We start from the raw sequence: 16,951 nt of genomic DNA, 5'->3' as shown, positions 1-16,951 counted from the left end.
AGTGCGCCGGCGCGCAAGCCGGTGACCGTGCCGGGCCTGAAGGCGATGAAAGCCGAAGGCCGGAAGATCGTGATGCTCACCGCCTACGACGCGAGTTTCGCCGCCCAACTGGAAGCCGCCGGGGTCGACGTGGCCCTCGTCGGCGATTCGCTGGGCATGGTGGTGCAGGGGCGGTCGAGCACGCTGCCGGTCACGGTCGATGAGGTGGTCTACCACGCCGCGGCGGTGGCGCGTGGCCTGTCCACGACGCTGCTCGTGGCCGACCTGCCGTTCATGAGCGACCGCGACGTGCCCACGGCCATCGACTCGGCCACGCGCCTGGTCGCCCAGGGCGGCGCGGCCATGGTCAAGATCGAAGGGGCGGGCCGCATCTGCGAGGTGATCTCCGCCCTGGCCGAGCGCGACATTCCCGTGTGCGCCCATCTCGGCCTCACGCCGCAGTCGGTCAACCGCTTCGGCGGCTACAAGGTGCAGGGCAAGACCGAGGACGCCGCCGAAAAGCTGCTCGCCGATGCGAGGGCCGTGGAAGCGGCCGGTGCCGATCTGCTGGTGCTCGAACTCGTGCCCGCCTCGCTGGCGGCACGCATCACCGCCGCCTTGTCCATTCCGGTGATCGGCATCGGCGCGGGCGTGGAATGCGACGGCCAGGTGCTGGTGGTCTACGACATGCTCGGTCTCACCCCGGGCAGGCGGCCGCGTTTTTCCAAGGATTTCCTCGCCGGACGCGATTCCATCCCGGCCGCGATCGCCGCCTATGCCGACGACGTTCGCGAAAAGCGCTTTCCCGGTCCCGAACACAGCTTCTGAAGGCACGACCCGACCTATGCAGACCGTTACCGATGCCGCCGCCCTTCGTGCCACCATCCGCGGCTGGCGCACCGCCGGGCAGACCGTCGGCTTCGTGCCGACGATGGGCAACCTGCACGCCGGGCACCACTCGCTGTTGAAGCTGGCGCGCGCGCGCGCCGATCGCGTGGTGGCCAGCGTGTTCGTCAACCCCACCCAGTTCGGCCCCAACGAGGACTTCGAGCGCTACCCGCGTACCCTGGCCCAGGACCAGGTCGGCCTGGCCGAGGCCGGCTGCGACGTCCTGTTCGCCCCGGACGTGCCGACCATGTATCCGTTCGGTCCGGCCGCCAGCGTGAGCATCCACGTGCCCGTGGTGACCGATACGCTGGAAGGGGCGCACCGGCCGGGGCATTTCGACGGCGTCGCCACGGTGGTGAGCAAGCTGTTCCATCTGGTGCAGCCGGATTTCGCCGTGTTCGGCCAAAAGGATTTCCAGCAGCTGAAGGTGATCGAACGGATGGTCCGCGACCTGTCGCTGCCGGTGAAGATCATGTCCGGCCCGACCCTGCGCGACGACGATGGCCTCGCCAAGAGCTCGCGCAACCAGTACCTGACGGCCGCCGAGCGCCAGCGGGCGCCCCAGATCCACGCCACCCTGGTCCAGATGCGCGACCTGTTCCGTCAGGGTCATGCCTGGCAGGCCCTGGAGCAGGCCGCCAGGGCGCGCCTGGAGCGGGCGGGCTTCGTGCCCGATTACGTCGCCATCCGCCGTGCCGAAGACCTGGCCGAGCCGGCGGCGGACGAGCGCGAAGGGCTGGTGGCCCTGGTGGCTGCCCGCCTGGGCGCCACCCGCCTGATCGACAACCTTCCCTTCGACTGAAGTCCCTTCACGAACGGGCACTTGCGTTTTGAAGGGCCACGCCCCATAAAGCGCCTCGACAGAGGAGCCCATTCCTGACGAGCGGGGCATCCCTCCGTTAGAATGGGCGTTTTTGCAACCGCCACATCCCCAGAGACCGCCATGCAGCTCAATATGCTCAAGTGCAAGATCCACCGTGCCACGGTGACTCACGCCGAGCTGAACTACGAAGGTTCCATCGCCATCGACGGCAACCTGCTCGACGCCGCGGGCATCCGCGAATACGAGCAGATCCACGCGTGGAACATCAGCAACGGCGAGCGTTTCGTCACCTATGCACTGCGTGCCGACGAGGGCTCGGGCATCATCTCGGTGAACGGTAGCGCGGCGCGCCGCGTGTCGGTGGGCGACCTGGTGATCATCGCCGCCTTCGCGAGCCTCTCCGAGGCCGAGATGGCGAAGTACCAGCCCGACCTGGTTTACGTGGACGCGAACAACCGCATCACGCATACGAATCATTCGATTCCGAAGCAGGCGGCGTGACTCGAAGCCGTAGCCGGGCCGTCGCGTAGGCGACGCCCGGCGCTGGATGCCTGCGTTCGCAGGAACGAAGGCATCCGATCCGGTGGCTCGTCGTTCCCGCGAATGCAGGAACCCAGCGCCGGACGATGGACTTTCGTCGTAGTGCCACACCGGCGCTCAAATAGCATCCATTAACACAATCCACTTACGCTGCACTGCGGTAATATCACGGCTTCCCTCCGTCGCACCCAAGTGGAAGCCATGGATTCAAAGCACGCCCCCCTGCCTTCGTTCGAAGCGCACGCCGCCCGTCTGGCCGGTACCCACCTCCGCACCCTCGTCAACGATGACGCCCGCGCCCAGCGTTTGCGTCGCCGCGTGGGGCCGATCCTCCTGGACATCACCCGCCAGAAGCTCGACATCGCCGCGCTCGATGCCGTGGGTCAGTACATCGAAGGCACCGGCTGGAAGGCCGCGCGCGACGCGATGTTCGAAGGCAAGCACATCAACACCTCCGAAGATCGCGCCGTGTTGCATACCGCCCTGCGCGGCGGTGCCTCGCGCCATCCGGCCGCGCCGGCCGACGTGCGCAAGGACGTGGCCGACGCGCTCGACAAGATGGAGCAGCTGGTCAATGCCGTGCATCGCGGCGAGGGCGAGTCGGTCGGCCTGATCGGTCGCGTGACCGACGTGGTCAACATCGGCATCGGCGGTTCGGACCTCGGTCCGCGCCTGGCCGTGCACGCGCTCGAGCAGTTCCACGTCAAGGGCATCACCAGCCATTTCCTCACCAACGTCGACGGCCAGGCGGCCACCGACCTCATGAAGAAGCTCGACCCGGCGCATACGCTGGTGATCCTGGTGTCCAAGAGCTTCAACACGCAGGAGACCCTGCTCAACGGCGGCGTCTTCCGCAACTGGATCCTCAAGGCCAACGACGGCGACGAGGCGAAGACCTCGAAGCACTTCATCGCCGTGAGCTCCAACGTCGAAGCGGTGAACAAGTGGGGCGCCTCGCAGGTGCTCCCCATGTGGGATTACGTGGGCGGTCGCTTCTCGTTGTGGTCCGCGGTCGGTGCGTCCATCGCCTTCTCGATCGGCATGCAGGGTTTCCGCGACCTGCTCGCGGGCGCGGCGGAAGCCGACGATCACTTCCGCACGGCCGAGTGGCAGGACAACGTGCCGGTGCTGCTGGCCATCGCCGAGTTCTGGAACCGCAACATCCTTGGTCGCAGCAGCCGCGCGGTGGTGCCTTACGTCGACTCGCTCGGCGACTTGCCGTCATACCTGCAGCAGTTGGAGATGGAAAGCCTCGGCAAGCACGTGCATCCGGACGACGGCAGCGAGGTGGCCCAGTCCACCGTGCCGGTGGTGTGGGGCAGCATCGGTACCAACGCGCAGCATGCGTATTTCCAGGCGTTGCACCAAGGCACCGACACCGTGCCGCTGGAGTTCATCGGCCTGGTGAAGCCGGCGCATCCGCTGCGCGAGAACCACGACGTGCTGCTGTCGAACCTGCTGGCGCAGGCTGCCGCGCTGTCGCTGGGCAAGACCTTCGACGAAGCCCTGGCCGAAGCGAAGACCGGCACCGACGAAGAGCGTCGCGCGCTCGCCGCGCAGCGCACCTTCAAGGGCGATCGTCCGAGCACCGTGTTCATGCTCGATTCGCTCACCCCGCATTCGCTCGGCGCCCTGATCGCGCTCTACGAACACAAGGTATTCATGCTCGGCCACCTGTGGGGTATCAACGCCTTCGACCAGTGGGGCGTGGAACTGGGCAAGGTCATCGCCAAGCAGATCTATCCCTCGCTCGCCAACGACAAGAGCGCGGGCGACCTCGGCCAGTTCGATGGCGCCACGCGCGGCCTGATCGAGGCCATTCGCGACCGCCGCTGATCGGCACGCGCGGCGATCCACGACGAAAGCCCGGCTTGCCGGGCTTTCTTTTTTTCGTGCCGGATAAAGGCATCCCTTGCCTACGACGCACGGCATATCGCCCCGGGGGCGCGTTGCACCCATAGTAGACGCGCATCTGCACCATCCACGGAAGGAGGGGTTGCGATATGGAAGCACGTCGCATCGCGTTATGCATGGTTCTCGTCGCGTTGGTATCCATGGCCGGTTGCACTCCCGAAGCGACGCGGCCGATGGCCGTTCAGGGGATGCAGGCCGCCGAATCGGGGCCGACCGTCCTGGAGCATCTTCGCAAACGCTACGACGAGGAGTTCGACGATTGCGGCTCGTCGACGCGTCCCGCCTTCCTGTGCTCGGGCATCATGCTGCGTTCGACCGAGTATTCGCCGCAGTACCACTCCTGGCTGCCTAATCCGGCGTCGGCAGGGTGGGGCGTATCGTTTTCATGGTTGCGCGAGGATTCCAATTTTCCCGACAACTACCCCACGGGCAACGGCTTCATCGTCTATCCCTGGTTCTACTCCGACGACGGCAACTACCAGCAGCTCAAGATCCGCTGCATCTATCCGCGCGACGGATGGACGGGGGCCCCCGACCGGTGCCGAACGATATGCCAGAACCTCAAGCCGAGCGTGACCACGGCCAAGCAATGGCTCGATCGGGGATTCAACTATCGCGACAACCAGTGCGCCTTTGGCGTGGACGATTCGCGCAACGACTCGGCCTTCGCATGGACGCAGGTCAAGAAGATCCGGTACGAGAAGCGCATCTTTTATCACAACGAAATCATCATCGCCGCGTGGCCGCAGAACGTCGGGGCGCGCATGCCGGTGGAAGCATTCTTCTACCGCGACAACTGCATGGTGGATGACGACGACGATTGCAAGGGCGCCAACAATCCGCCGGACTTCGTCCAGAAGCGGCTGGAGAGTGCCAGGGCCGACCAGCGCGATTTCAAGAACACCGCCGGCCGATGGGTACCCATCATCCGATGGACGCCGGCGACATCCTTTACCAGCAAGGCGTCTTTCGATTACCGCGCGTCCGACCAGGCCATCGCCGGCCCCTGAGGGCGACGGGGCGCGATAAGCCCCGCCTTCCGAACACCATCACAACCCGCACAAGGAGAAGGCGCCATGGATGGACGCCGGATAGGCCTTTCTGCCGTTCTCGTGGTTCTGTCGTTGCTGACCGGATGCGCGACCACGCCACCCGGCGGCCGCGTGGCCCCGGCCGAAACCGCCGGAGAGATGGTCGCGCGACACTTGCGGGAGCGTTATGACGAAGAGCACGTCGCCGATTGCGGCTCGTCGACGAGACCGGCATTCCTTTGCTCGGGCATCCTGCTGCGCTCCACCGAATATTCGCCGGCCTACCACTCGTGGATTCCCAACCCGCAGACCGCTTCCTGGGGTGTCTCGTTTTCCTGGCTGCGCGAAGACTCCAATTTCCCGGAGAACTTCCCTTCGGCAAACGGGTTCATCGTCCTGCCCTGGTTCTACGCCGACGACCAACCGGGTCAGTACGTGCAACTCAACGTGCGCTGCATCTATCCGCAGGACGCATGGACCGGCGAGCCCGATCGTTGTCGCCGGGTATGCCAGGATCTCGGCGTGACGACCGCCGAGCAGTGGCTGCAGCGCTATACGGACGATGCCGACCAATGCGCCTTCGGTGTCGAGCAGGGCCGCCAGAACACGGCCGATGCCTGGACGCAGGTCGGCAAGGTGCGCTACGCCAGGCGTATTTTCCGGAGAAACGAGGTCATCGTGGAAGCGTGGCCGCAGGACGTGGGCGCGAAGATGCCGATCGAGGCGTTCTTCTACCGCGACAACTGCTACGACCAGCAGGACTGCGACGCGGAACACGACCTTCCGGTGCGGCTCGACCATGCTCGCGCCGACCAGAGGGACTTCATGAACGCCACCGGGCGCTGGGTGCCCATCATTCGATGGACACCCGCGACGTCGTTCAGCGCAAAGGCCCGGTTCGGCTACAACCCGGGCGACCAGGCGATCACCCACTGAAACGGCAGGCGATCACACTTCGAGCGTGGCCAGGTCGCCCTTTTCCTCCAGCCACTGCTTGCGGTCACCCGCGCGCTTCTTGGCCAGCAGCATGTCCATGAGCTTCTGTGTGCCGTCGTCGGTGTCGACGGTGAGCTGCACGAGGCGGCGGGTATCCGGATGGATGGTGGATTCGCGCAGCTGCGCGGGGTTCATCTCGCCCAGGCCCTTGAAGCGGGTGACCGAGACGGCGCCCTTCATCTTCTCGCGCTCCACCTTCTCGAGCATGAGGCGTTTTTCTTCCTCGTCGAGGCAATAGAACACCTGCTTGCCCACGTCCACGCGGAACAGCGGCGGCATGGCCACGAAGACGTGACCCTGGCTCACCAGGGCGGGGAAGTGGCGCAGGAACAGCGCCGAGAGCAGGGTCGCGATGTGCAGGCCGTCGGAGTCGGCGTCGGCGAGGATCACCACCTTGCCGTAGCGCAGGCCCGACAGATCGTCCTTGCCCGGGTCGCAGCCGATGGCCACGGCGAGGTCGTGCACTTCCTGCGAGGCCAGCACGGCGCCGGATTCGACCTCCCAGGTGTTGAGGATCTTGCCGCGCAGCGGAAGGATGGCCTGGAAATCCTTGTCGCGCGCCTGCTTGGCCGAGCCGCCCGCCGAATCGCCCTCGACGAGGAAGAGTTCGGTGCGGGTGAGGTCGGTGGCCGCGCAGTCGGCGAGCTTGCCGGGAAGGGCGGGACCCTGGGTGATCTTCTTGCGCACCACCTGCTTGGCCGCTTTCAGGCGTGCGCTGGCGCGCTCGATGGCGAGTTGGGCGATCTTCTCGCCGAGGTCGACGTGCTGGTTGAGCCACAGGCTGAAGGCATCGTGGATCACGCCCTCGACCACGCCGGCCGCGTTGCGCGACGACAGGCGCTCTTTCGTCTGTCCGGCGAACTGGGCGTCCTGCAGCTTGATGCTGAGCACGAACGACAGGCGCTCCCAGACGTCTTCCGGGGCGAGCTTCACGCCGCGCGGCAGCAGGTTGCGCAGGTCGCAGAATTCGCGGATGGCATTGGTGAGGCCCGAGCGCAGGCCGTTGACGTGCGTGCCGCCTTGCGCGGTGGGAATCAGGTTGACGTAACTCTCCTGCACCAGGTCGCCCTCGGGCAGCCAGGCCAGGGCGACGTCGAGCGCGTCGGTGTCGCGGGCGAAGTGCTTCACGAAGAGGTCGGCGGGGAGCGCCTCGGCGCCCTGCAGTTCGCCGCGCAGGTAATCGGGCAGGCCGTCCTCGAAATACCACTCGGTGGTTTCGCCGCCTTCCTCGTGCAGTCGCACGGTGAGGCCCGCGCAGAGCACGGCTTTGGCGCGCAGGAGGTGCTTGAGCTTGGAGACGAGGATCTTGGGCGTGTCGAAGTATTTCGGGTCGGGCCAGAAACGCAGCGTGGTGCCGGTCTTCTTCTTCGGTACCGAGCCGATCACTTCGAGGTCGCTCGCACGGTCGCCGTCGGCGAAGCTCATGCGGTATTCCTGGCCTTCGCGACGGATGGTGACGTCCACCCGGGTGGAGAGCGCGTTCACCACCGAAACGCCCACGCCGTGCAGGCCGCCGGAAAAGGCGTAGTTCTTGTTGGAGAACTTGCCGCCCGCGTGCAGGCGCGTGAGGATCAGTTCGACGCCGGGCACCTTCTCCTCGGGATGGATGTCCACCGGCATGCCGCGGCCGTCGTCGCTGACCTCGACCGAACCGTCGTTGAAGACGGTGACCTCGATGGTCTTGGCGTGGCCCGCCAGGGCTTCGTCGACCGAGTTGTCGATCACTTCCTGCGCCAGGTGGTTGGGGCGCGAGGTGTCGGTGTACATGCCGGGACGGCGCTTGACCGGGTCAAGGCCGCTGAGGACTTCGATGTCTGAGGCGTTGTAGCGAGTGTTCATGAGGCGTCGCGGTGATTCGTAGCCGGGCAGAATGGGCTTTCGCCGGTCGGGTGGTCAAGTTTTGCAGGTGACGGTGTCAATCGGTGAGACCGAAGAGCATCGCGGCCAAGGGTCCGCGATGGGGCGCAGCGACGACGCTCATCTCAAAGAGGGGCGCAATGCCACTCGAGCCATGCCCGATCCTCGCCGCCCAGCAGCGGCGACAATGCCGCCCGCACCGTCGCGTGGTAATCGTCCAGCCACGCCCGCTCCGACGGCTCCAGCAGCCGCGGCTCCAGGGTGCGCCGGTCGAACGGGCAGAGCGTCAGCGTCTCGAAGGCGAGGAATTCGCCGAATTCCGTGGTATCGGCCTGCACCACCACGGCGAGGTTCTCGTGGCGGATGCCGTGGCGGCCGGGTTTGTAGAGGCCCGGTTCGATGGACGTGATCATGCCCGTCTCCAGCGGCACCAGGTCGGCGCCGGGGCGCGGGGGGCGGATGCCGTGCGGGCCTTCGTGCACGTTGAGGAAATAGCCCACGCCATGGCCGGTGCCATGGCCGAAGTCCATGCAGGCGGCCCAGAGCGGCGCGCGGGCGAGGGCGTCGAGCTGGGGACCGCTGGCGCCCTTGGGGAAGCGGGCGCGCGACAGCGCGATCATGCCCTTGAGCACCAGGGTGGAGTCGCGACGCTGCTCGTCGGTGACCGGGCCCAGCGCGAGCACGCGGGTAATGTCGGTGGTGCCGCCGAGGTATTGGCCGCCCGAATCCACCAGCAGCAGGCCCTGCGCGGCGAGCGGACTGAAACCGGCTTCCGTGGCGCGGTAATGCGGCAGGGCGCCGTTGGCCTGGTAACCGGCGATGGTGGAGAAGCTCTCGCCGACGAATCCGGCCTGCGCGGCACGCGCCTCGCGGACGAGGGTATCGACGTCCAGTTCGGTCAACGGTTCGCCGGCGGACAGACCGAGTTCGAGGCGGCGGAAGGCGCGCACCAGGGCCGCGCCGTCGCGGCGCATCACGTCGCGGACGTGGTCGAGTTCGTCGCCGGTCTTGCGCGCCTTGCGGGCCGTCGACGGCGCGCTCGCGCGGACCTGCTTCACCGAGGTGGGCAGGCCTTCGAGCACGGCGACCACCACCTTGCCGGGGTCGATCATCAGTACGGCGTCGTCCGGCAGCGCGGCGATCGCGGAGGCCGCCGTGCCGTAGCCGGCCACCGCGACGCCGTCGGCCGCGAGCGCGGCCTTCACGTCGGCCGGCAGCTTGGCCGCATCGACGAACAGGGTGGCGCGGTCGTGTTCGACGAGCAGGTGGGCGAGGAAAACGGGGTTGTAGTCGACATCGGCGCCGCGCAGGTTGGTGAGCCAGGCGATGTCGTCGAGGCTGGAAACGAAGTGATGGGTGGCGCCCGCGCGGCGCATCGCCTGGCGCACATGCCCCAGCTTCTCGTCGCGGCCGACGCTGGCGAACGGTGCCGGATGCGCATATACCGGCGCCTCCGGGCGGACGGGACGATCGGGCCATGCGGCGCCGGGCAGGTCGAGGTCGGTGCGCAGGCGCGCGCCGACGGCGCCAAGGCGCCTGGCGAGGTCTTCCGCGCCGGCCACGGAGATGCTGTCGCCGGCCACCGCCACCACGTCGCCCTCGCCGAGGGTCTCGACCAGCCACGCCACGTGCTCCGGCGTGTGCGCCACGTTCAGCTTCATCAGCGGCAGGGTGGTGCCGGCCAGTTCGGCTTCGGCCTGGGCGAAATAGCGCGAATCGGTCCACACGCCGCCGCCGGTGGACGTCACCACGAGCGTGCCGGCCGAGCCGGTAAAGCCCGAGAACCATTCGCGGGCCTGCCAGCGCGCGGGCAGGTATTCGGAAAGATGGGGGTCGGCGCTGGGGACGACGACGGCGGCGACGCCTTCACGGGCCATGGCGGCGCGAAGGGCCTGGAGACGGGCGGGAACGGGGGATGTGCTCATGGGCCCATGGTAAGGGAGAGCGCCGCCATGTGTCCCTTCGTTCAGGGGGCCACTCGCGAGCCGCCGCGCACTTGGGTAAAATACAAATTTCCAGCATCGGCTGCTCGCATGACTCCCCTGATTTTCGTCACCGGCGGTGTGGTGTCTTCCCTCGGGAAAGGCATCGCAGCGGCATCGCTTGCGTCCATTCTCGAGGCGCGCGGCCTTTCGGTCACCATGATGAAGCTCGATCCGTACATCAACGTGGATCCGGGCACCATGAGTCCCTTCCAGCACGGCGAGGTTTACGTCACCGACGACGGCGCCGAGACCGACCTCGACCTGGGCCACTACGAGCGCTTCGTGCGCACGCGCCTCACCGGCAAGAATTCCATCACCACCGGCAAGATCTACGAATCGGTGATCCGCAAGGAGCGCCGGGGCGATTACCTCGGTGCCACCGTGCAGGTGATCCCGCACATCACCGACGAGATCAAGCACGCCATCCATGAAGCCACCCGCGGCTTCGACGTGGCCCTGGTCGAGATCGGCGGCACGGTGGGCGACATCGAATCGCTGCCGTTCCTCGAGGCCATCCGCCAGTTGCGCATCGAGCACGGTCCCGAGAAGTGCATGTTCGTGCATCTCACCCTCGTGCCGTACATCAAGGCCGCCGGCGAGATCAAGACCAAGCCCACCCAGCATTCGGTGAAGGAGCTGCGCTCCATCGGTATCCAGCCCGACGTGCTGCTGTGCCGTTGCGAGGAGCCGCTGCCCGACGGCGAGCGCCACAAGATCGCGTTGTTCACCAACGTGCCGAAGAACGCCGTCATCAGCACCATCGACGTCGACATCATCTACAAGCTGCCGATGTGGCTGCACGAGCAGGGCCTCGACGACCTCGTCATCAAGCGCCTGGGACTCGATGCCGGCCCGGCCGATCTCTCCAGCTGGATCCGCACGGTCGAGGCCGTGGAGCACCCGCGCGACGAGGTCACCATCGCCATCGTCGGCAAGTACGTGGAACACAAGGACGCCTACAAGTCGTTGGGCGAGGCCCTGCGCCACGGCGGCATCAAGCAGTCCACGCGGGTCACGCTGGAATGGGTCGATTCCGAAGAGGTCGAGGCGCGCGGCGCACGCGCGGTGCTCGGCGGCGCCGATGCCATCCTCGTGCCCGGCGGCTTCGGCAAGCGCGGTTTCGAGGGCAAGATCCTCGCGGCGCAGTTCGCCCGTGAGACGGGCGTCCCCTATTTCGGCATCTGCTACGGCATGCACGCCGCGGTGGTCGAGTTCGCGCGCAACATCGCGGGCCTGTCGCAGGCCGATTCCAGCGAAAACGACCGCAACACGCCCGATCCGGTCATCGGCCTCATCACCGAATGGACCACCGCCAGCGGTGAGATCGAAACCCGCAACGAGCGCTCCGACCTCGGCGGCACCATGCGCCTGGGCTCGCAGGAAGCCCGCCTCAAGGCCGGCACGCTCGCCCGCGAACTCTACGGCGAAGACGTGGTGCGCGAGCGCCATCGCCATCGCTACGAGTTCAACAACCGTTACCGCCAGTCGTTCGAAGACCTGGGCCTGGTGATCTCGGGCAAGTCGATGGACGACCTGCTGGTGGAGATCGTCGAACTGCCGCGCCACGTGCACCCGTGGTTCCTCGGTTGCCAGGCGCATCCCGAATTCACGTCCACCCCGCGCGAGGGCCATCCGCTGTTCATCGGCTTCATCCGCGCCGCGCGCGAGTACAAGGCCGTGCGCGACGGCGAGAAGCTGGCCGCGCGTTCCGAGGAGTCCGCCGCATGAAGCTCTGTGGTTTCGAGGTCGGCCTCGACCGGCCGTTCTTCCTGATCGCCGGTCCCTGCGTCATCGAGTCGATGCAGCTGCAGCTCGACGTGGCCGGCAAGCTCAAGGAGATGACCGATCGCCTGGGCATTAACTTCATCTTCAAGTCGAGCTTCGACAAGGCCAACCGGTCCTCCGGCACGAGCTTCCGCGGCCCGGGCATGGAAGAAGGCCTCAAGGTGCTCGATGCGGTGAAGAAGCAGATCGGCGTGCCGGTGCTCACCGACGTGCACGAATACACCCCGATGAACGAGGTGGCCGCCGTGGTCGACGTGCTGCAGACGCCGGCCTTCCTGGCCCGGCAGACCGACTTCATCCAGAACGTGGCCCGCGCCGGCAAGCCGGTGAACATCAAGAAGGGACAGTTCCTCGCGCCCTGGGACATGAAGAACGTCGTGCAGAAGGCGTTCGACGTGGGCAACCACGACATCATGGTCTGCGAGCGCGGCGCCAGCTTCGGCTACAACAATCTCGTCTCCGACATGCGCTCGCTGTCGGTGATGCGAGAAACGGGCTGCCCCGTGGTCTTCGACGCCACCCACTCGGTGCAGTTGCCGGGCGGGCAGGGCACCAGCTCGGGTGGCCAGCGCGAATTCGTGCCGGTGCTGGCTCGCGCGGCCATCGCCGTGGGCGTTTCCGGGTTGTTCGCCGAGACCCATCCCAATCCCGCCGAAGCGCTCAGCGACGGTCCCAACGCATGGCCGCTCGACCAGATGGAAGAACTGCTCGAGACTCTCATGGAGCTCGACCAGGCCGTGAAGCACCGCGGTTTCGAGAACCACGCCTGACGATGCCGGCACGCGCGCACCGCTTCCGCTGGCCCGCGCGCACCGCATCGTCTTATATTCCCCCAGTCGTCGGCCGCGGCGCGCTCCTGCGCGCCGCGGCCGTGTCCGATCATTCCACCTCGTAACGGGAAGCGCATGAGCACCTCGATCACCCAGATCCACGCCCGCGAAATCCTCGACTCGCGCGGCAACCCCACGCTCGAAGCCGAAGTCACCCTCGCCGACGGTTCGTTCGGCCGTGCGGCCGTGCCCAGTGGCGCATCCACCGGCACGCGCGAGGCGGTCGAACTGCGCGACGGCGACAAGAGCCGCTACGGCGGCAAGGGCGTGAAGAACGCGGTCGCCAACGTCAACGGCGCCATCGCCAAGGCGCTCGCCGGTCACGACGCGGCCGACCAGAAGGGCCTCGACGACGCCCTCATCACCCTCGACGGCACCGACAACAAGGGCAAGCTCGGCGCCAATGCGCTGCTGGGCGTGTCCATGGCCGCCGCGCACGCCGTGGCCGCCTCGAAGAAGCAGGCCCTGTGGCAGTACCTCATGGTCGACGGCGGCGGTTCGCTGCCGGTGCCGATGATGAACATCATCAACGGCGGCGCGCACGCCGACAACAACGTCGACGTGCAGGAGTTCATGGTGCTGCCGGTCGGCGCGCCGAGCTTCGCCGAAGCGTTGCGCTACGGCGCGGAAATCTTCCACGCCCTGAAGTCGGTGCTGAAGGGGCGTGGCCTCAATACCGCCGTGGGCGACGAAGGCGGCTTCGCGCCGAACCTCAAGTCCAACGTCGAAGCGCTCGACACCATCCTCGAGGCGGTGAACAAGGCCGGCTACAAGGTGGGCAGCGACATCCTGCTCGGCCTCGACGTGGCCAGCTCGGAGTTCTTCAAGGACGGCAAGTACGATCTGGAAGGCGAGGGCAAGGTCTTCACGCCGGAGCAGTGGGTGGACACCCTGGCCTCGTGGGCGAAGCAGTATCCCATCGTCACCATCGAGGACGGCATGGCCGAGGGCGACTGGGACGGTTGGGCGCACCTCACCAAGGTGGTGGACGGCGGCATCCAGCTCGTCGGCGACGATCTCTTCGTGACGAACCCGAAGATCTTCCAGGAAGGCATCGACAAGAAGATCGCCAACGCGATCCTCATCAAGGTCAACCAGATCGGCACGCTGTCCGAGACGCTCGAAGCCATCGCCATGGCCGACCGCGCGAAGTACGCGGCCATCGTCTCGCACCGTTCGGGCGAAACCGAAGACACCACCATCTCCGACATCGCCGTGGCCACCACCGCCACGCAGATCAAGACCGGTTCGCTCTGCCGCACCGATCGCGTGGCCAAGTACAACCAGCTGCTGCGCATCGAGGAGGCCCTGGGCGCCAAGGCGAAGTACGCCGGTCGCGACGCGTTCCCGAACCTCTCGAAGCTGCCCGGCTAAAGGCGGCCCGTGAGCAGCGCGGCACTCCTTCGCTGGGCAGGGCTGATCCTGGTCATCATCCTCATCGCGCTGCAGCTGAAGCTGTGGGTCGGCGGTGGGGGGATGGCCGAGGTCGATTCCCTGCGCGCGGCGGTCAAGAAACAGACCGAGGAGAACGCGGGCTTGCAGACGCGCAACCAGGCGCTCGCCGCCGACGTGGAAGACCTCAAGCACGGTGAGCAGGCCACCGAGGCGCGCGCGCGACAGGAGTTGGGCCTGATCAAGCCGGGCGAAACGTTCTACCAGGTGGTGGAGCCGGGGGCCGCGACCAGCGCGCCGCCGCCTCCGCCGCCCGTCGCGCCCGGCGGCCAGTGATGGATGCGCTCTGGTGCGTGATACCGGCCGCCGGCAAGGGCGTCCGGGCCGGCGGCGACCGGCCGAAGCAATACCAGCCGATCACCGGCCGCCCCCTGATCGAACACACGCTCGAACGGCTGGCCGAGCATCCGCGTATCGCGGGGTTCGTCGTGGTGATCTCGTCCGACGATACCCATTTCGCGATGCTTCCCCGGGTGCATGGCAAACCGCTGGTCACCGCCGTCGGCGGCAGCGAGCGCAGCCACTCGGTGCTGGCCGGGTTGCGGGCGCTGCCCGAGTCGGTCGGCGACGACGATTTCGTGCTGGTGCACGATGCCGCTCGGCCCTGCGTGCGTGCGGCCGACATCACCCGTCTCATCGACATGGCCGGGGCGGGCGAGGGCGGCCTCCTGGGCGCGCCGTTGCGCGACACGCTCAAGCGGGCCGACGAGGCCTGCCGCAGCGTCGCCACCGAGCCGCGCGAGGGACGCTGGCGCGCCTTCACGCCGCAGATGTTCCGGCGTGCGGCGCTTTCGCGTGCACTCGGCCTTGCCGCCGACGCGGGTATCGTCGTGAGCGACGAGGCGATGGCGATGGAGCGCGTCGGCGTCATGCCCCTGCTGGTCGAGGGATCGGAAGACAACATCAAGGTGACCACGCCCGCCGATTTCGCGCTGGCGGAGTTCCTGCTCGGGAGAACACGATGATGCGTATCGGCCAGGGATTCGACGTGCACGCCTTCGGGCCCGGCGACCACGTGATGCTGGGTGGCGTGCGGGTCACCCATGGCCAGGGCGTGCTGGCGCATTCCGACGGCGACGTGGTGCTGCATGCGTTGTGCGATGCCCTGCTGGGTTCGCTCGCGTTGGGCGACATCGGCAAGCATTTTCCGCCCACCGATGAGGCGTGGCGCGACGCCGACAGCCGCAGCTTCGTTCGTGCCGTGCGCGACATGCTGCGCGATCGCGGCTACGCATTGGGCAACGCCGACATCACCGTGATCTGCGAGGCGCCCAAGGTGAATCCGCACGCGCAAGCCATGCGCGAGACCATCGCCGCCGACCTGGGCGTGGACGTCGACCGTATCAGCATCAAGGCCACCACCACCGAAACGCTCGGCTTCACGGGCCGCGGCGAAGGCATCGCGGCCATGGCCACGGTGCTGGTGCAGCGCGCGTGAGCGAGGTCGAAGCCCGGCCCTCCACGCCACGCCTTCACGACAGGCTGGAGGCGATCAACCGGCTCCTGCGCCAGCGCGACGGGTTCATCGAGTTCGCGGGCGAAGCACGTGGCGGCGACGATTCGGCCTTGCAGGCCACCGAAGCGGAGCTTCGATCCCTGCTCGACGAGCTGCATCCCGCCGACCTCGCCGACGTGCTCGAATCGTTGCCGCTGGAAGATCGCCTCGCGGTCTGGCAGCGCGTGCGCTCCGATCGCGACGGCGAGATCCTGCTCGAAGTTTCCGACTCGGTCCGCGAATCGCTGATCGCCGACATGGACGACCGCGAGATCCTCGCGGCGGTCGAACCGCTCGATGCCGACGAACTGGCCGATCTCGTCGACGACCTGCCCACCGAGGTGTTGCCCGAATTGATGGCCAGCCTCGGCGCGCAGGAGCGCGAGCGCGTGCAGGCGGCCATGTCCTACGAGGACGACCAGGTCGGTTCGCTGATGGACTTCGACATGGTCACCATCCGCGAGGACATCCGCCTGGAGGTGGTGCTGCGCTACCTGCGCCGTTTCGACGAGCTGCCCGCGCAGACCGACAAGCTCTTCGTGGTCAATGCCGACAACGTGCTCACCGGCGTGCTGCCGCTGCACTGGCTGCTGGTGAACTCGCCGGACAAGATGGTCCACGAGATCATGGCGCCGGACGTCAACACCTTCCATCCCGAAGACGACGCCTACGACGTGGCCCAGGCGTTCGAGCGCTACGACCTCATCACCGCGCCCGTGGTGGACGGCAACATGCGCCTGATCGGCCGCATCGCCGTGGACGCGATGATCGACCTGATCCGCGAGGAAAGCGAAACCGAGGCGCTGTCGCGCGGCGGCCTGCGCGAGGAGGAGGACATCTTCGCCTCCGTGTGGAAATCGGTGCGCAATCGCTGGGCCTGGCTGGCGATCAACCTCGTGACCGCGTTCATCGCCTCGCGCGTCATCGGTCTCTTCGAGCATTCCATCGAGAAGCTGGTGGCGCTGGCCGCCCTCATGCCCATCGTGGCCGGCATCGGCGGCAACTCGGGCAACCAGACCATCACCATGATCGTGCGCGCCATGGCGCTCGAACAGGTGGGGCCGTCGCAGGCGCGCCGTCTATGGCGCAAGGAACTGGGCGTGTCGCTCATCAACGGCATCGTCTGGGGCGGCGCCATCGGCATCGTCGCGTGGCTGCTCTACGGCAGCGTGTCGCTGGGGCTGGTGATGACCGCGGCGATGACGCTCAACCTGCTGCTCGCCGCCTTCATGGGTGTGGGCATTCCCATGCTCATGACCAAGCTCGGCCGCGATCCCGCGTTGGGGTCGAGTGTGCTGATCACCGCCATGACCGACAGCGGCGGCTTCTTCATTTTCCTGGGACTGGCGACGCTGTTCCTGCTCTAAGGCTTTCCA

At 67.0% G+C, this 16,951-nt stretch carries 15 protein-coding genes; 13 read left to right on the top strand and 2 right to left on the bottom strand.

From position 1 onward, the window contains the following. Positions 1–45: 45 nt before the first annotated feature. From panB to L2Y94_RS13665, 6 genes are all read left to right on the top strand, one after another. On the top strand, positions 46–807 hold the full coding sequence (gene panB, locus L2Y94_RS13690) for a 3-methyl-2-oxobutanoate hydroxymethyltransferase (RefSeq protein ID WP_247375249.1): 762 nt from the start codon (positions 46–48) through the stop codon (positions 805–807). 16 nt (positions 808–823) lie between these two features. Beyond that, on the top strand, positions 824–1,669 hold the full coding sequence (gene panC / locus L2Y94_RS13685; RefSeq protein ID WP_247367415.1) for a pantoate--beta-alanine ligase: 846 nt from the start codon (positions 824–826) through the stop codon (positions 1,667–1,669). 141 nt (positions 1,670–1,810) lie between these two features. After that, positions 1,811–2,191: an aspartate 1-decarboxylase gene (panD, locus tag L2Y94_RS13680; RefSeq protein WP_247367412.1), complete on the top strand. Its 381-nt coding sequence runs from the start codon at positions 1,811–1,813 to the stop codon at positions 2,189–2,191. A 240-nt stretch (positions 2,192–2,431) separates the two neighbouring features. After that, positions 2,432–4,066, top strand: a complete 1,635-nt coding sequence (gene pgi / locus L2Y94_RS13675) for a glucose-6-phosphate isomerase (RefSeq protein ID WP_247367409.1) — start codon at positions 2,432–2,434, stop codon at positions 4,064–4,066. Positions 4,067–4,233: 167 nt separating this feature from the next. Continuing rightward, positions 4,234–5,154, top strand: a complete 921-nt coding sequence (locus tag L2Y94_RS13670) for a hypothetical protein (RefSeq protein ID WP_247367406.1) — start codon at positions 4,234–4,236, stop codon at positions 5,152–5,154. A 66-nt stretch (positions 5,155–5,220) separates the two neighbouring features. Then, positions 5,221–6,111: a hypothetical protein gene (locus L2Y94_RS13665; protein WP_247367405.1), complete on the top strand. Its 891-nt coding sequence runs from the start codon at positions 5,221–5,223 to the stop codon at positions 6,109–6,111. Between the two features lie 12 nt (positions 6,112–6,123). Here L2Y94_RS13665 and parE read toward each other — a convergent pair whose 3' ends face one another. Beyond that, complete coding sequence (parE, locus tag L2Y94_RS13660) at positions 6,124–8,010, bottom strand: DNA topoisomerase IV subunit B (protein ID WP_247367404.1); 1,887 nt, start codon at positions 8,008–8,010, stop codon at positions 6,124–6,126. 143 nt (positions 8,011–8,153) lie between these two features. Then, positions 8,154–9,953, bottom strand: coding sequence for an aminopeptidase P family protein (locus L2Y94_RS13655; protein ID WP_247367402.1), 1,800 nt, complete (start codon positions 9,951–9,953; stop codon positions 8,154–8,156). A gap of 108 nt (positions 9,954–10,061) precedes the next feature. On the opposite strand from L2Y94_RS13655, the gene pyrG reads away from it, so the two are divergent. The 7 genes from pyrG (at position 10,062) to mgtE (ending at position 16,942) form a co-directional block, all read left to right on the top strand. Next, positions 10,062–11,741: a CTP synthase gene (pyrG, locus tag L2Y94_RS13650; protein WP_247367401.1), complete on the top strand. Its 1,680-nt coding sequence runs from the start codon at positions 10,062–10,064 to the stop codon at positions 11,739–11,741. Further along, positions 11,738–12,568, top strand: a complete 831-nt coding sequence (gene kdsA / locus L2Y94_RS13645) for a 3-deoxy-8-phosphooctulonate synthase (protein ID WP_247367399.1) — start codon at positions 11,738–11,740, stop codon at positions 12,566–12,568. The genes pyrG and kdsA overlap by 4 nt, the downstream gene beginning before the upstream one ends. A gap of 135 nt (positions 12,569–12,703) precedes the next feature. Next, positions 12,704–14,002: a phosphopyruvate hydratase gene (gene eno / locus L2Y94_RS13640; protein WP_247367398.1), complete on the top strand. Its 1,299-nt coding sequence runs from the start codon at positions 12,704–12,706 to the stop codon at positions 14,000–14,002. A 9-nt stretch (positions 14,003–14,011) separates the two neighbouring features. Further along, on the top strand, positions 14,012–14,356 hold the full coding sequence (gene ftsB / locus L2Y94_RS13635; RefSeq protein ID WP_144917081.1) for a cell division protein FtsB: 345 nt from the start codon (positions 14,012–14,014) through the stop codon (positions 14,354–14,356). Beyond that, positions 14,356–15,045: a 2-C-methyl-D-erythritol 4-phosphate cytidylyltransferase gene (gene ispD / locus L2Y94_RS13630; protein WP_247367396.1), complete on the top strand. Its 690-nt coding sequence runs from the start codon at positions 14,356–14,358 to the stop codon at positions 15,043–15,045. The genes ftsB and ispD overlap by 1 nt, the downstream gene beginning before the upstream one ends. Beyond that, entirely contained in the window at positions 15,045–15,518 is a 474-nt protein-coding gene (gene ispF, locus L2Y94_RS13625; protein ID WP_283248538.1) for a 2-C-methyl-D-erythritol 2,4-cyclodiphosphate synthase, read from the top strand. Before ispD ends, ispF begins: the two co-directional genes overlap by 1 nt. Further along, on the top strand, positions 15,515–16,942 hold the full coding sequence (gene mgtE / locus L2Y94_RS13620; RefSeq protein ID WP_247367392.1) for a magnesium transporter: 1,428 nt from the start codon (positions 15,515–15,517) through the stop codon (positions 16,940–16,942). Before ispF ends, mgtE begins: the two co-directional genes overlap by 4 nt. Positions 16,943–16,951 lie beyond the last annotated feature (9 nt).

This window comes from Luteibacter aegosomatis (assembly GCF_023078455.1).
Taxonomy (GTDB): domain Bacteria; phylum Pseudomonadota; class Gammaproteobacteria; order Xanthomonadales; family Rhodanobacteraceae; genus Luteibacter; species Luteibacter aegosomatis.
Note: the sequence above shows the minus strand (reverse complement) of the source record. Positions and strands in the feature narration are given on the sequence as shown.

Bases quoted from the DNA above. Each gene is read 5' to 3' on its own strand.
- panB (WP_247375249.1), top strand. From the start codon at position 46: ATGAAAGCCGAAGGCCGGAAGATCGTGATGCTCACCGCCTACGACGCG.
- panC (WP_247367415.1), top strand. From the start codon at position 824: ATGCAGACCGTTACCGATGCCGCCGCCCTTCGTGCCACCATCCGCGGC.
- panD (WP_247367412.1), top strand. From the start codon at position 1,811: ATGCAGCTCAATATGCTCAAGTGCAAGATCCACCGTGCCACGGTGACT.
- pgi (WP_247367409.1), top strand. From the start codon at position 2,432: ATGGATTCAAAGCACGCCCCCCTGCCTTCGTTCGAAGCGCACGCCGCC.
- L2Y94_RS13670 (WP_247367406.1), top strand. From the start codon at position 4,234: ATGGAAGCACGTCGCATCGCGTTATGCATGGTTCTCGTCGCGTTGGTA.
- L2Y94_RS13665 (WP_247367405.1), top strand. From the start codon at position 5,221: ATGGATGGACGCCGGATAGGCCTTTCTGCCGTTCTCGTGGTTCTGTCG.
- parE (WP_247367404.1), bottom strand. From the start codon at position 8,010: ATGAACACTCGCTACAACGCCTCAGACATCGAAGTCCTCAGCGGCCTT.
- L2Y94_RS13655 (WP_247367402.1), bottom strand. From the start codon at position 9,953: ATGAGCACATCCCCCGTTCCCGCCCGTCTCCAGGCCCTTCGCGCCGCC.
- pyrG (WP_247367401.1), top strand. From the start codon at position 10,062: ATGACTCCCCTGATTTTCGTCACCGGCGGTGTGGTGTCTTCCCTCGGG.
- kdsA (WP_247367399.1), top strand. From the start codon at position 11,738: ATGAAGCTCTGTGGTTTCGAGGTCGGCCTCGACCGGCCGTTCTTCCTG.
- eno (WP_247367398.1), top strand. From the start codon at position 12,704: ATGAGCACCTCGATCACCCAGATCCACGCCCGCGAAATCCTCGACTCG.
- ispD (WP_247367396.1), top strand. From the start codon at position 14,356: ATGGATGCGCTCTGGTGCGTGATACCGGCCGCCGGCAAGGGCGTCCGG.
- ispF (WP_283248538.1), top strand. From the start codon at position 15,045: ATGCGTATCGGCCAGGGATTCGACGTGCACGCCTTCGGGCCCGGCGAC.